Source organism: Caulobacter rhizosphaerae, assembly GCF_010977555.1.
In the GTDB taxonomy this organism is placed as follows: domain Bacteria; phylum Pseudomonadota; class Alphaproteobacteria; order Caulobacterales; family Caulobacteraceae; genus Caulobacter; species Caulobacter rhizosphaerae.
In genome coordinates, this window is record NZ_CP048815.1 from 1314091 (window position 1) to 1327550 (window position 13460).

General features: G+C 68.6%; 15 protein-coding genes and 1 other RNA gene. 7 read left to right on the forward strand and 9 right to left on the reverse strand.

Annotated features, from left to right (window positions below):
* Positions 1-227: 227 nt before the first annotated feature.
* From rnpB to G3M57_RS06145, 4 genes are all read right to left on the reverse strand, one after another.
* Positions 228-625, reverse strand: an RNA gene (rnpB, locus tag G3M57_RS06130) — RNase P RNA component class A.
* Positions 626-672: 47 nt separating this feature from the next.
* Positions 673-1110 carry a hypothetical protein gene (locus G3M57_RS06135; protein ID WP_163229438.1) on the reverse strand — a complete coding sequence of 146 codons (438 nt, stop codon included), beginning with the start codon at positions 1108-1110 and terminating at the stop codon, positions 673-675.
* A gap of 79 nt (positions 1111-1189) precedes the next feature.
* Complete coding sequence (locus G3M57_RS06140; RefSeq protein WP_163229440.1) at positions 1190-1666, reverse strand: SRPBCC family protein; 477 nt, start codon at positions 1664-1666, stop codon at positions 1190-1192.
* Between the two features lie 31 nt (positions 1667-1697).
* Positions 1698-2042 carry an ArsR/SmtB family transcription factor gene (locus G3M57_RS06145; protein ID WP_057184050.1) on the reverse strand — a complete coding sequence of 115 codons (345 nt, stop codon included), beginning with the start codon at positions 2040-2042 and terminating at the stop codon, positions 1698-1700.
* Between the two features lie 144 nt (positions 2043-2186).
* On the opposite strand from G3M57_RS06145, the gene G3M57_RS06150 reads away from it, so the two are divergent.
* The 3 genes from G3M57_RS06150 to G3M57_RS06160 all read left to right on the forward strand — a co-directional run bounded on the left by G3M57_RS06150 (position 2187) and on the right by G3M57_RS06160 (position 5674).
* Positions 2187-3671, forward strand: coding sequence for a methyl-accepting chemotaxis protein (locus G3M57_RS06150; RefSeq protein WP_163229442.1), 1485 nt, complete (start codon positions 2187-2189; stop codon positions 3669-3671).
* Positions 3672-3790: 119 nt separating this feature from the next.
* Positions 3791-5011 (forward strand): DUF2336 domain-containing protein, encoded by a 1221-nt coding sequence (locus G3M57_RS06155; protein ID WP_163229444.1) that lies wholly within the window; start codon positions 3791-3793, stop codon positions 5009-5011.
* Positions 5012-5239: 228 nt separating this feature from the next.
* On the forward strand, positions 5240-5674 hold the full coding sequence (locus G3M57_RS06160; protein ID WP_163229447.1) for a Ros/MucR family transcriptional regulator: 435 nt from the start codon (positions 5240-5242) through the stop codon (positions 5672-5674).
* On the opposite strand, the gene G3M57_RS06165 is transcribed toward G3M57_RS06160, so the two are convergent.
* On the reverse strand, positions 5658-6674 hold the full coding sequence (locus tag G3M57_RS06165; RefSeq protein ID WP_163229449.1) for a 2-hydroxyacid dehydrogenase: 1017 nt from the start codon (positions 6672-6674) through the stop codon (positions 5658-5660). The genes G3M57_RS06160 and G3M57_RS06165 overlap by 17 nt on opposite strands.
* Before the next feature lie 476 nt (positions 6675-7150).
* Between G3M57_RS06165 and mopJ the strand changes: the two genes are divergently transcribed.
* The 4 genes from mopJ (at position 7151) to G3M57_RS06185 (ending at position 8718) form a co-directional block, all read left to right on the forward strand.
* The gene (mopJ, locus tag G3M57_RS06170) at positions 7151-7657 is read left to right on the forward strand and encodes a motility/cell cycle regulatory protein MopJ (RefSeq protein ID WP_156402299.1); all 507 of its coding nucleotides are present in this window, start codon (positions 7151-7153) and stop codon (positions 7655-7657) included.
* 124 nt (positions 7658-7781) lie between these two features.
* Positions 7782-8156, forward strand: coding sequence for a hypothetical protein (locus G3M57_RS06175; RefSeq protein WP_056759204.1), 375 nt, complete (start codon positions 7782-7784; stop codon positions 8154-8156).
* Positions 8153-8440, forward strand: a complete 288-nt coding sequence (locus tag G3M57_RS06180) for a DUF5985 family protein (RefSeq protein WP_163229451.1) — start codon at positions 8153-8155, stop codon at positions 8438-8440. The genes G3M57_RS06175 and G3M57_RS06180 overlap by 4 nt, the downstream gene beginning before the upstream one ends.
* Positions 8437-8718 carry a DUF5985 family protein gene (locus G3M57_RS06185; RefSeq protein ID WP_056759200.1) on the forward strand — a complete coding sequence of 94 codons (282 nt, stop codon included), beginning with the start codon at positions 8437-8439 and terminating at the stop codon, positions 8716-8718. The genes G3M57_RS06180 and G3M57_RS06185 overlap by 4 nt, the downstream gene beginning before the upstream one ends.
* A 1-nt stretch (position 8719) precedes the next feature.
* Here the strand turns inward: G3M57_RS06185 and galA are convergent, their stop codons facing one another.
* From galA to G3M57_RS06205, 4 genes are all read right to left on the reverse strand, one after another.
* Positions 8720-11173, reverse strand: coding sequence for a beta-galactosidase GalA (gene galA / locus G3M57_RS06190; protein WP_163229453.1), 2454 nt, complete (start codon positions 11171-11173; stop codon positions 8720-8722).
* A gap of 116 nt (positions 11174-11289) precedes the next feature.
* Positions 11290-12201: a ribokinase gene (locus tag G3M57_RS06195; protein ID WP_056759196.1), complete on the reverse strand. Its 912-nt coding sequence runs from the start codon at positions 12199-12201 to the stop codon at positions 11290-11292.
* A 75-nt stretch (positions 12202-12276) separates the two neighbouring features.
* Positions 12277-13077 (reverse strand): flagellar type III secretion system pore protein FliP, encoded by an 801-nt coding sequence (gene fliP / locus G3M57_RS06200; protein ID WP_373287736.1) that lies wholly within the window; start codon positions 13075-13077, stop codon positions 12277-12279.
* Positions 13077-13397: a flagellar biosynthetic protein FliO gene (locus G3M57_RS06205; RefSeq protein WP_163233665.1), complete on the reverse strand. Its 321-nt coding sequence runs from the start codon at positions 13395-13397 to the stop codon at positions 13077-13079. Before G3M57_RS06205 ends, fliP begins: the two co-directional genes overlap by 1 nt.
* Between the last annotated feature and the right edge of the window lie 63 nt (positions 13398-13460).

Genomic DNA, 13460 nt, shown 5'->3' on the forward strand with positions numbered 1-13460 from the left:
ATACAATGACACCAACGGCCGTTTGACCGTCAAAACAAGGGTGTCTGGAAGCTCTTTCACAGAGCTCGTGAATCTATCCACAGAACATACATAGAACTTGTTAATAATTAGCGAGGGCTAGACTCTGCGAAACGCCTTGTGGGCAACGGCGCGCCTGGTTGGGCTGTCGGCGTCGAGGGAGAGGCGGGGCTGAAACCCGCTCTTTACGCGCCCGAATGGGGGTGAAATGGACCAGAGGGTCTGTAAGCCGGGTTCTGTCTACGGCTGCCATGCCCCGAAGGCAGGACAGCCGCGAGACGGCCATTCCTCTGGACCGCCCATTGCTGGACGGTTCTCGCGACCTACCCGGACCCTCTCGGCCAGTGACGGCCTATCCGACGCGAGGCCGGCGCGGGGTCCCTATTCGGTCTTGCTCCAGGCGGGGCTTGCCATGCCGTCCCTGTTGCCAGGTCCGCGGTGGGCTCTTACCCCACCCTTTCACCCTTCCCGCCCCGAAGGGAGGAGGTTTGCTTTCTGTGGCGCTATCCCTGGGATCGCTCCCGGCGGGCGTTACCCGCCGCCTTGTCACCGTGGAGCCCGGACTTTCCTCGACATCCAAGGATGCCGCGGCCGCCCGACCATCTGGTCCGGGGCCTAAGTGACGCCCGCGGGGCGCGGGGTCAAGTCATGGTGTCACGAGGCGCGGCCTCGCACCGCCAGCAGGCCGCCTAGCCAGCAGAGGATCGGGCCGCTGAGCGCAAGGGCGATCGGATACCAGCGCGGCCCCAGGTCGAGGTTCCAGGTGGCGATCACCCCCGCCGTGCCGGCGACCAGGCCCAGCAGGCCCAGGACGCCGGCATGACGCAGCGGCGCGTTCGGCGCCAGCCTGGCGGCGATCCAGCCGCCCAGCAGGGTGAAGACGCTGCGATAGGCCACGGCCAGCAGGGCGAGCAGCGGATCGTGCAAGCCTTGCTCGGTCGGCGGATAGACCTTGGCCGCGTGCAGGACGGCGTCGGTGGCGGTCGACAGCGCCACCACGGCCGCGAAACCGGCGACCACGGCGACGAGGCTCCGGCCGAGCCGGCGGGGAGGGGCGCTCTGGAGAGGCGCGCTCTGGGCGAGATTGGTCATAAAGGGTCTCCTTCGGAGGTTCCGGCGGGACGACGGCAAGGCCGTGGCCCGCCACTGCGACCTTGTCTGTCTTGGTGCGTCAGACGGTTTTGAGCAGGGCGTCGAGGTTGGCGTAGCCCATCTCCATGCCTTCGGTCATGCCGGACCGCAGGGCCGCGTCGCGCGCGGCCGTCGAGCTGTAGGCGACCGTCGTGGTCAGGGTGGTGCGGCCGTCGCGCTCGGCCAGGGTCATGGTCGCCACGGTCTCGCCGCCGGTCCAGTCCTCGTCGAACAACTCGTTGCTGACGATGCGCTCGGGCCGGCTGATCTCGCGATAGATCCCGCCCATGCCCATGTCCTGGCCCTCGGTATTGCGCCAGACATAGCGGTACTTGCCGCCGACCCGCAGGTCGATCTCGCACACCGGCATGGTCCAGCCGGGAGGGCCGGTCATCCAGCGCTTCACCAGGTCGGGCGTGGTGACGCAGTTGAACACCAGGTCGCGGGGCGCGTCGAAGGCGCGGGTGATCACGATCTTCAGGTCGTCGGGCGTGTCGACGGTCAGCTTGCTGGGCATGGACAGTTCCTCTTCCGGGTTGGCGGGCGCTTCAGCGCCCCTGGGTGGTTTTCAGTTCGTCGAGCAGGGCGTCCAGACGCTGGAAATTGGCCTCCAGGGTCTGTCGGTAAGCCTCGAGCCAGGCGTTGGCCTCGGCCAGGGGCTGGGCCTCGACCCGCACCGGACGGCGCTGGGCGTCACGGCCCCGCGAGACCAGGCCGGCCTTCTCCAGCACCTTCAGGTGCTTGGAGATCGCCGGCTGGCTCATGGCGAACGGTGCGGCCAGTTCGCCGACCGAGGCCTCTCCCGTCGCCAGCCGCGCCAGGATGGCGCGCCGGGTCGGATCGGCCAGGGCGGCGAAGGTGGCGTCGAGCCCTGCGGGGTTTCCATAACTCATCAGTTCCATAACTAAATGGTTATATTCGATCGAGCCGGGTGTCAAGCCCCGCCAAAATGTCGCGGCGCCGGTATGGTTAATGGGGCGTTAGGACTCAGTCGCCATTTCTCGCAGACGGCCTAGCTGGGCCGCGGAGATTCGTAGATGAGCGGGTTCAATCGGCTGCCTCTCGGCTGGAGGCTGATCGTCGTCCTCGGCCTGGTGGCGGGCCTGGGCCAGCTGGGCTGGGCGGCGTTCGGCGGCCCGGGCCTGGTCTCGTCGTTCAGCATGGCCGGCCTGACCACCCTGGTGGCGACCCTGGCCATCGGCCTGCTGGCCTGGAACGACGCCACGCGCCGCGCCCTGGACGGCCTGAGCCGCTCGGTCGACGCCCTGGGCGCGGGCCAGTACGACCGGCCCCTGGCGTCGCCCGCCACGGACGACCAACAGGTGCAGGCCCTGGCCAAGGGGCTGGACGGTGTCCAGCGCAAGCTGGCTGGCGACCGGGCGGCCCGCGCCGCCGAGGACGCCGAGCGCGCCGCCGCCGAAGCCGAACAGCGCCGCCACCTGGCGGAGGTCGAGACCTATGCCCGCGCCCAGCTGACCGCTGTCAACGCCCTGGGCCAGGGCGTGGAGAAGCTGGCCGACGGCGACCTGATCTCGCGCTTGCGCGAGGACGCCTTCCCCCTCGAGGCCCGCAAGATCCCCAGCGACTTCAACGCCGCCGTCGACAACCTGCAGCAGGTCTTGGCCGGCGTCCTGGGTGCGGCCAGCAGTCTCCGGGCCGGTTGCAACGACATCTCGGCGGCCGCCGACGACCTGGCCCAGCGCACCGAACGCCAGTCAGGCGGCCTGGAGCGCGCCGCCGCCGCCCTCGACCAGATCACCGTCACGGTGAAGACCAGCTCCGACAACGCCGAGAAGGCGCGGGGCGTGACCCAGAGCGCCAAGTCCAACGCCGAGAAGAGCGGCCAGGTGGTGCGCGAGGCGGTCGAGGCCATGGGCGGCATCGAAAAGTCCTCGCAGTCGATCACCCAGATCATCGGCGTCATCGACGAGATCGCCTTCCAGACCAACCTGCTGGCCCTGAACGCCGGCGTCGAGGCGGCTCGCGCCGGTGACGCCGGCCGCGGCTTCGCGGTCGTGGCCCAGGAAGTGCGGGCCTTGGCCCAGCGCTCGGCCGACGCGGCCAAGGAGATCAAGGGTCTGATCCGCGCGTCGAGCGAGCAGGTCAACAAGGGCGTCAAGCTGGTGGGCGAGACCGGCCAGACCCTGGACCAGATCCTGGGCCAGGTGATCGAGATCAACGACCTGGTCGGCGAGATCGCCGCCTCGTCCAAGGCGCAGGCCAGCGGACTGGCCGACGTCAACGCCGCGGTCAACCAGATGGGCCAGGGGATCCACCAGAACGGGGCCCTGGTCGAGCAGTCGGCCGCCGCCGCCGACGCCCTGGCCGCCGAGGCGGAGGATCTGGAGCGTCTGCTGGGCGGCTTCCAGGTCGGCGCCCAGGTTCATGAATACCGTCCACGCCAGGACCAGCGCCGCGAGACGCCGGTCGCGCCCCGCCGCGACGCCTTCCGCGAGCGCTACGTGCACGGCGCCAATGCGTTGAAGATCGAACCGCGCTCGCGCCCTGGCCAATGGCGCTGACCGCCCGTCCGGTGGCGGATCTGGGCGAAGCGGCGCACAGTCCCGTTCCAGCCCGCTCATGGGACGTTAACGGCGTTCGGGTCTAGGCTGGAGAACGACGGACCGCCGTCAGGACGACCATGAACGATTTCACCGCGCCCTTCGCCAATCCTCAACTCGAACCGGCCGCGATCCCGCGCTCGCGCGCCGCCCTGCTCAAGCGGCTGGCCGACGTGGTCTGCCTGCCGGCCAGCCGCATCAACGCCTTCGAGCGCGCCATGACCGCCGACCTGCTGGTCGAGATGCTGCGCGACGCGGTGGTGGGCGAGCGCGAGAAGGTGGCGCGGCGCCTGGCCAACCTGACCGAGATGCCCGGCGTGCTGGTGCGCCTGCTGCTGCGTGACGAACTGCCGGTGGCCCGGGCGCTGCTGGAGCATTCGCCCAACCTCAGCGACGCCGACCTGATCAGCTGTCTCTACAACAGCACCCAGGACCATCGTCGCCTGATCGCCCAGCGTCGCGGCGTTAGCGAGGTGGTGGCCGACGCCCTTGTCGATATGGACGAGACGCCGGTCATCGAGGCGCTGCTCCGGAACGAGCTGGTGCGTTTCAGCCACCAGGGCCTGGAGAACATCGTCGCGTCCTCGCGCGACAATCCGCAGCTGATCCCGCTTCTGCTCAAGCGGGCCGAGCTGCGGCCCAGCCACGCCTATGTGATGTTCTGGTGGTCGGACGCGGAGGCGCGGCGCACGATCCTGCAGCGCTTCGCCGTGTCGCGCGAGATCCTGCAGGACGCGGTCGGCGACGTGTTTCCGCTGGCCTCGGCCGAAGGCTGGCAGGACCCGCTGTCGCGGAAGGCGTTGCAGTTCATTGAACGGCGTCAGCGAAACCGCGCCGCCATCGCCAAGAGCCCCTACGACAGCCTTGAGGACGCCATCGCCGCGGCCCAGGCCGGCATGACTCGCGAAACGGCCGAGGAGATCTCGTACCTGTCGGGTCTGAAGCCAATGACCGGGGCGAAGATCTTCACCGACGCCGGCGGCGAGCCCTTGGCGATCCTGTGCAAGGCCACCGGTTTGCCGCGCGGCGCCGTGCGGGCCTTGTGGCGCGGCCTTCGCCGGCCCGAGACCGACGCCTCCGGCGCGCCGACGCCGGGTCTCGAGCGCGTGCTGACGGCCTTCGACACCATCGCGGTCGATCGCGCCCAGACCATGCTGCGCTACTGGAACTGGTCGCTGTCCTCGGCCATGACCCCGGCCTTGCTGAAGGCCATCCGCGAGGGCGACGAGGCCGCCGTGGACGAATATTCGGTGCCGCAGCGCGCCGCGATGCTGGCGCTCTCCAGGGACTTTGGACGCTAGCTTCCCTTAGTCGTTGAATGTGTTCGACGAATATTGTCGGACTAGGGTTTCGTCCGAAATAGAGATCTCAGTCAACTGAAGGCTGTATTGCGTACCTGCGATGACAGTCCATGAACGGCCGCCAGCTGTCGTTACTCGCAGGTCTATGTTGCGGAAATGTAATAATCTGTTATCCAAAACAGAATTGGTTCCTATCGGACCAGTACGAGTCGGGGGAGCGACAAGATAATGGACCAGCAATCCGAGCTTATTGAAGTCACGGCAAGCCTTGTGGCCGCCTATGTCGGCGGCAACACCATCGCGGCGGCCGATGTGCCGGCCCTGATCCGCAGCGTGCATCAGGCGCTTTCGACGGTGGGAACCCCGGCCGAGACCGGCGAGGCCAGCCGCGAACCGGCCGTGTCGATCCGCCGGTCGATCACGCCGGACTACCTGATCTGCCTGGAGGATGGCCGCAAGTTCAAGTCGCTGAAGCGCCACCTGCGCACCAAGTACGACTTGAGCCCCGAGCAGTATCGCGCCCGCTGGGATCTGCCGAAGGACTACCCGATGGTGGCGCCGAACTACGCCCAGGCGCGCTCCGAACTGGCCAAGCAGATGGGCCTGGGCCAGGGCGGCCGGAAGCCGACCCGTCGGGGGCGCGGGGCTAAGCCTGCCCCCTGACCTGCCGGGCGGTGACCTGGCGGGTCAGGGATGCGCCCGCCTCGGCTTCGGCGATGCTGGCCAGGGTGGCCTCGGCGATCGCCGACAGCGCCTCCTCGGTCAGGAAGGCCTGGTGCCCCGTGATCAGCACGTTGGGAAAGGTCAGCAGGCGCTGGAACACATCGTCCTGGATGATCTCGTTGGAGAGATCCTCGAAGAACAGGTCGGCCTCCTGTTCGTAGACATCCAGGGCGACCCCGCCGACTTGGCGCGACTTCAGGCCTTCGATCAGCGCCGCCGTATCGATCAGCGCCCCGCGGCTGGTGTTGATGATCGTCACCCCCGGCCTCGCGGCGGCCAGACGGCGCCTGCCGATCAGATGCCGGGTCTGCGGCGTCAGCGGGCAGTGAAGGGTGACCAGGTCGACCTCCCTCAGCAGGTCATCGACGGGGGCGTAGCGCACCCCGATCGCGACCAACTCGGGATCCTCGACCAAGTCGCTGGCTAAGACCTCGCAGCCGAAACCCGACCTTAGGCTACGAGCGACCAGCGCGCCGATACGGCCCGTGCCGACCACCCCGACCTTTCGGCCGGAGAGGTTGCGGCCGATCAGGCCGTCCAGGGCGAAGTTGTTCTCGCGAACCCGGTTCCAGGCCCGGGGGATGTTGCGGTCGAGCGCCAGGATCAGGCCGATCGTGAACTCGGCCACCGCCTCGGGCGAATAGGCTGGAACCCGTACGACGGCGACGCCCAGGCGCTCGGCCGCTTCCAGGTCCACATTGTTGTACCCGGCGCAGCGCAGGGCCACGAGCGGGGTCCCGCCCCGGGCCAGGATTTCCAGGACCGCCGCGTCGACGCGATCGTTCACGAACGTGCAGACGGCCGGATAGCTCTCGGCCAGGGCGGCGGTGCTGGCGTCGAGCCGGGCCTCGAAATAGTCCAGCCGATGGCCGAAGCCGCGATTGGCCGCCTCCAGGAAGCGGCGGTCATAAGCCTTGGTCGAGAAGACCGCCACGCGCATGGCCGCGCTCAACCGGCGACCGAGAGGGGCGCGGCGTCGCCGACGGGCGCGGTTCGGCGCGGCGTTCGGGCCAGGAGCGCCTGGGCGGTCAGCAGGGGTTTCGGCATCGCGGACTCCGGATTCCCTGAGGTCTTCGCGTGACCCTATCATGCGATCGTCGCGCATTCAGGCCGATTGCCTCGTCTGGGTTGTGGTTCCTGGGCTTCAACGCTCTGGAAAACGAAATCCGAAACCGGGGCCGCGGACTGTCGCGACGGCGCTGAAAGAGGTGAGTCTGAGCGTTCATTAACCCTAACTCAAACAATTGCTTGCGCCTTTCACGACCTCTTTCCGGCATCCCTGTTTTCAGGGCGAGCGCGCCGCTTGCGGATTGACTCATCTCAACAAACTTGGCTGTAGGCCGTGATTTTTGCTGGCGGCGATTCGGTCCTTAAGACATAGTGAATCGTCGTGATTCCAACGGCTTGTTAAGGAATCTGAAGATGAACGCGCAGCTGAGCGCATCGGCCACGGCGGCCCGCGCTCACCAGGAGATGTTCGCTTACTGGGCGTCCCTCCGCCGGGGGGCTAGCCTCCCGTCGCGCGTCGACCTGCACCCTTCCGGCATCAAGCGCATGCTGCCGACCGTCAGCCTGATCGATGTCAAGCGCGGCGCCGAAGGCGCCATCGACTACCGCCTGCGGCTGGCCGGCACCGGTCTCTATTCGGTCTATGGCCGCGAGATCACCGGCCGCACCCTGGAAGATGTCTACAACAGCGCCGCGGTCGAATACTGGCGCCGCGAGCTGGACAAGGTGGTCACCGAGCGCCGCCCGGGCGTGGGCGTGCACAGCCTGGCCTGGAAGGGCTCGCCGCACATGTCGATCCTGTGGCTGCGCCTGCCCCTGGCCAGCAATGGTCGGGACGTCGACATGATCCTGGGCTACGACGCGGTGGTCGGGGCCCAGGCCGCCGACCAGCACAGCGGCATCCGCGCCGCCTGACCCCTCGTCGCGAGCGTGCGCCGCTCCGATTTTCCACGGCCAAGCTTGCTCTGGCGGGCTCGCCGCCTATTGTCCGCCTGGGTTCCGAGGCGCCGGAGCCGAGGGTTTTGAGGGCAGGGGCCGGGTGACCGTCGACCGCGACGTCTTTCAGTTCATTCGCGAGCACGTACGCTCGGTCTGGGCGCTGGAGCTGCTGCTGCGGCTCAAGCACGACCCGGAACGCTGCTGGACCGTGGAGGAACTGGTCAGCGACCTGAGGGCCAGTCACAGCCTGGTGAGCGACAACCTTACCGCCTTCGAGAGCGCGGGCCTGGTGGCGGCCGACGAGCGCGGCTGCTTCCGCTACCAACCCGCCGCCGCCGTCCTGGCCCAGGTCTGCGACGACCTGGACGCCGCCTACCGCGCCAAGCCTGTCACCGTGATCCGCTGGATCTCGGCGCCGGCCGAGCGCCTGCAGTCCCTGGCCGACGCCTTCAAGTTCAAGGGGAAAGACCAATGAGCGGCCTCCCCGTGACCGGCCTGGCGCCGACGGTGGTCTACGTCCTCTGCATGCTGGCCAGCATGACCTGCGCGGGCCTGCTGGCCCGGGCCTGGCGCGCCAGCCGCTCGCGCCTGCTGCTATGGACCGCGATCAGCTTCGGCTTCCTGGCCCTGAACAATCTTCTGCTGGTGGCCGACCTGGTGATCTTCGCCCAGGTGAACCTGCTGCCCTACCGCCAGGCCAGCGCGGGCCTGGCCATCGCCACGCTGCTGTACGGCTTCATCTGGGAGGTGGACGAATGAGCGTCCCCATCACCCCCGTCGAGGGTCTGATCGCCGGGGCCCTGGCCGCGGGCTTCCTGATCGCCGGCCTGTTCTTCCTGAAGTTCTGGCGCCGCACGCGCGATCGACTGTTCCTGGCGTTCGCGGCCGCCTTCGGCCTGCTGGCCGTGGGCAACGCCCTGCCGGTTCTGCTGGGCACGCCGCACGAGGAGCGCGGCGGCATCTACCTGTTCCGCCTGGCCGCCTTCGTGCTGATCATCGTCGCCGTGCTGGGCAAGAACCTGCGGCCCAGGACCTAGCCTAAGCGGGCCGAACGGCGACGCGCGCCTCAGCCGGCTTCAGGCCCTCGGCCCGGGCGGTGACCACGAGCGGCCCCGTCGCGCCGGCCGTCTGCACGATGACCTGGGCCAGGCCGTTATAGAGGCTGCGACGGTCGCCCTTTTCCGGCTCGTGGCTGTTGGCGTCGCCATTCCCCAGGCCGATGATGCGGCCGCCTTCGATGGCGAACTGGATCGGGGTCTGGGCGGTCGGTACGGGGCGTCCCTTGGCGTCGACGGCCTCCACCCGGATCGGCGTGGCGTCGCGCCCGTCGCCGGCCAGGGCCGAGCGGTCGGGCGTCAGGCGCAGGGCCACGGGCGCGCCGGTGGTCTCGACCACGGCGCGGGTCACCACCTTGCCGCCGGTCATGCCCACGGCCTCCAGCCGGCCGGGCGCATAGGGAACTTGCCAGGTCAGGCCTTCGTAGAGGTTGTTCTTCTGCTCGGAGATCAGCTTGCCGTTCAGGCGCAGGGTGACCGTGTCGCAGTTGGTGAAGGCCATCACCTTGATCTGCTGGCCCTCGCGGCCCGTCCAGTTCCAGTGCGGGACCAGGTGCAGCACCGGCCGGTCGCGCACCCACTGCGACTGGTGAATGTAAAAGGCGGTCTTCTCGAAGCCGCAGAGGTCCATGATCCCGAAGGACGAGCTGGCGGTTGGCCAGGTGAACGGCTGGGGCTCGCCGCGATAGTCGAACCCGGTCCAAACGAAGGCGCCCGCCAGGTAGGGCCGCTCGGCGATCGCCTTCCAGGCCGCCCGATGGGTGGCGCCCCAGGGCCGGAACTCGTCGTCATAGGCGGCCAGGACGTTGCGCTTCATGTCCGTGACCCACTCGCCGCGCGTCATGACCGCGGAGGTGTCCTCCGAGCTGGTCAGCGGCAGGTTGGGATGGGCTGCATGGAAGCGGTCATATTCCTTGATCTGGTAGTTGAAGCCGACCACATCGACGGCCTGGGTCACGTTGACCGGGTTGAACATCCCGTTGTTGATCGCCGCCGTGACGGGCCGGGTGTCGTCCAGGTCCTTGACGATCTTGGCCATGCGGCGAACCATCTGGTAGCCGGCCTCCGTGCCCTGGAGGGGCTCTTCGTTGAACACCGACCACAGGACCACGCTGGGGTGGTTGCGGTCGCGGCGCACCAGCCAGGACAGCATCCGGGTGTAGTCGGGGCTGACATTGAACACCCGGTTCTCGTCCATCACCACGAAGCCCAGGCGGTCGGCGGCGTCCAGCAGGGCGGGGGTGGGGGCGTTGTGCGAACTGCGGATCGCGTTGCAGCCCAACGCCTTCAGGCGGCGCAGGCGAAATTCGATGATCGAGTCGGGCAGGGCGACGCCCAGGCCGGCATGGTCCTGGTGGATGCAGACGCCCTGGATCTTCAGGGGCTTGTCGTTGAGGAAGAAGCCCTGGGCCGGGTCGAAACGTTGGGTGCGGAAGCCCGCCGGAGTCACCAGTTCGTCGGCGTCCTGGCCGTCGGCCACGACGCGGGTGCGCACCTTGTAGAGCGCGGGGTCGTCGACCGACCATAGGCGCGGGGCGTCCACCAGGATCTCGGTGCGCAGCACCGTGGTCTCCAGCGCGTTCACGGTTCCGGAAACGCGCGCCTGTCCCGCTGGCCGCCCGTCGGGGTCCAGCAGGACGACGTCGACCGTCGCCTGTTTCGCCGCTTCGGCGATGTTGCCCACGCTGGCCTCGATCGGCGTCACCCAGCGGCCGTCCTCGCGGCGTCGCGGATGGGCGTAGACGCCGTCGGCCACCAGATGGACCGGCGGACGCTTGACCAGCCAGACGTGGCGGTAGATGCCGCCGCCCTCGTACCACCAGCCCTCGATCGGGTCGGCGTCGACCCGGACGGCGACGACATTGGGCGTGTCCCCGTAGTGGGCGTTGGCGGTCAGGTCGACGATGATCGCGCTATAGGCGCTGTGGCTGTGGGCCACGACGTCGCCATTGACCCAGACGGTGGCGTTGACCGCCACCCCGTCGAACCGCAGTTCCAACTGCTTGCCCCGGTCGGAGGCGGGCAGGGTGAAGGTCTTGCGGTACCAGGCCTGGCCCTTGGGGCGATAGCCCTGGGCGGGGTTCTCGTCGGGATCGAACGGGCCCTCGACCACGAAGTCGTGCGGCAGGTCCAGCCCGCGCCAGCCGCTGTCGTCGTACTTGATCGCCGCCGCGCCGCCCGCCGCGCCGGCCTTGGTGCTGTCATAGGTCGGGCTGTCGCCGCGAACCTTGGGGAAGGGAATGTCGCCGTGGTGAAAGCGCCAGTCGGCGTCGAGCAGGATGGTTTCGCGCGCGGTCTTCTCCGAGAGCGGACCGGGCGCGGTCGGCGGCGCGGCGGGGTCGCCGGGCGCCTTGGTCGCCGCCTGGGCCGCCACGGTCGCCGAGGGAACGCCGACGGCGGCGACCGCCCCCAGCTTCAGAAGGTCACGGCGGCGCATGGGTCGACTCCTGGTCGGATGTGTTGCGCCATTTGTAGGATAATTCTCGGCCGACGCTAGGGCGTATCGACGTCCGGTGTCAGCGAACGATGCGCGCCCTGGCCAGCGGCGAGGACTCACTCCGCCAGGATCTGCTCCACCTCGCGCCGGCTGGGCATGGACGGTGCGGCGCCGGGTTTCTGGACCGACAGGGCGGCGGCGGCGTTGGCGTGCTCGACGGCGTCGCGCAGGTCCATGCCCGTGCTCAGGCAGGCCGCCAGGGCGCCGCAGAAGCAGTCGCCGGCCCCGGTGGTGTCGACCGCCTTGACCTTGCGGCCCTCGACCAGGAAGGCCTCGTCGCGGCGGACCGTGGCTACGCCGGCCGAGCCCAGGGTGACGATCACCGTCTGGTCCGGACGGCTCATCAGCTTGCGGGCCACGCGGCTGACTTCCTCCAGGCGCGAGGGCTCATGGTCCAGCCGGGCGTAGGTGGCCAGCTCGGTCTGGTTCAGGATCAGGATATCGGTCAGCGGGAACAGCGCCGCGCCCTGGGGCAGGGCGGGGGCGGCGTTCAGGATCCGCAGGGCGCCCTTGGCGACGCCGGCGCGGAACAGGGCCTCAATGGCCGGGGCGGGGGTCTCCAGCTGGCACAGCAGCACGCGTTGGCCCTCCAGCGGCGTGGCGGCCACATGCTGGGGCGACAGGGTGGCGTTGGCCCCGCTGGTGACGACGATCATGTTCTCGCCGCTGGACGAGACCCAGACATGGGCCTGGCCGGTGGGGATCGACGGCAGCTCGGCGACGTCGGAGACCTGCACGCCATAGCCGGCCAGCTTGGCCTTCAGGCTGGGGCCGCTGTCCTCCCGGCCCACCGCGCCCATCAGCCGGGTGGGGGCGCCGAAGCGGGCGGCGGCCACGGCCTGGTTGGCGCCTTTGCCGCCGGGAAACAGCTCCAGCGAGATGCCGGCCACGGTCTCGCCCGGCCGCGGCAGGTCGTCGACCCGCGCCACGGCGTCCAGATTGATCGAGCCCAGGACGAAAACGCTCATTGTTCTTCTTCTCTAGATCGCTTGCTTTGGCGCGCTGTCTTCACGCGAACCGGTTTCCACTTTGTCGAAAGCGCCCTAGCCGCCGCCGGACCCGCGCTGGAAGCTCTCCACCAGACTGCCGGCGACGAGCCGCCAGCCGTCCACCAGCACGAAGAAGATCAGCTTGAACGGCAGGCTGATCGTCGCCGGCGGCAGCATCATCATGCCCATGCTCATCAGCACGCTGGCGACCACCAGGTCGATGACCAGGAACGGGATGAACAGCAAAAAGCCGATCTCGAACGCCCGCTTCAGCTCCGAGATCATGAAGGCCGGCGTCACCACTTTCAGCGGCGTCTCGACGGCCGTCTTGGGCTTCTCGATCTTCGACAGGCGGATGAACAGGGCCAGGTCGTCCTGGTCGACCTGGCGCAGCATGAACACCTTGACCGGCTGGGCGGCGGCGTCGAACGCCTCGGGCATCTCCATCTGCTTGTCCAGCAGCGGCTTGATCCCGGCGTCATACGACTGCTCGAAGGTGGGGCCCATGACGATGGCGGTCAGGAACAGGGCCAGGCTGATGATCACCGGGTTGGGCGGGCTCTGCTGGACGCCGATGGCGGTGCGCAGCAGGCCCAGCACCACCACGATCCGCACGAACGAGGTGGTCATGATCACGATCGACGGAGCAAGCGACAGCACCGTCAGCAGGCCCACCATCTGGACCACGCGCTCGGAAAGGCCCGCGCCGGTGCCCAGGTCGACATTGATCGCCGACTGGGCCGCGGCCACGGCGGGCCCGAGCACGGTGATCAGCCCGGCCAGCACCGAGATGATCGCGGCCTGGCGAAGGTCCTTGGGGTCGGCGCCGGTGATCAGCTTGAGCAGGCCGCGCATCAGACCACGGTCTCCGAAGAGGACTTGGAAGCGGGTTTCGGGGCGGGGCCCTTCCTGGGCTTTCCGGGCGCCCAGTCCAGAAGCTGGCCCTCGCCCAGCATCAGCAGGCGCTCCTCGCCATCGAGGGTGAACAGCACCAGGCGCCGGGTGGGATCCAGCACCAGGGTCTCGATCACCTGCATCCGGCGATCCTTGCGCAGGGCGGTGATGCGCGACAGGGCGTCGGGCCCGAACTTGCGCAGGGCCACTCCGGCCAGCCCCACCAGGCCCAGGGTGATGGCCAGGGCGGCGACGGCGCGGATCAGTAGGAAGATGTCCATGACGCCTGGCGGAAGGAGTGACGGGAAGCGAGTCGGGGAACAGGATAGCGCAGGGCGCGGCGC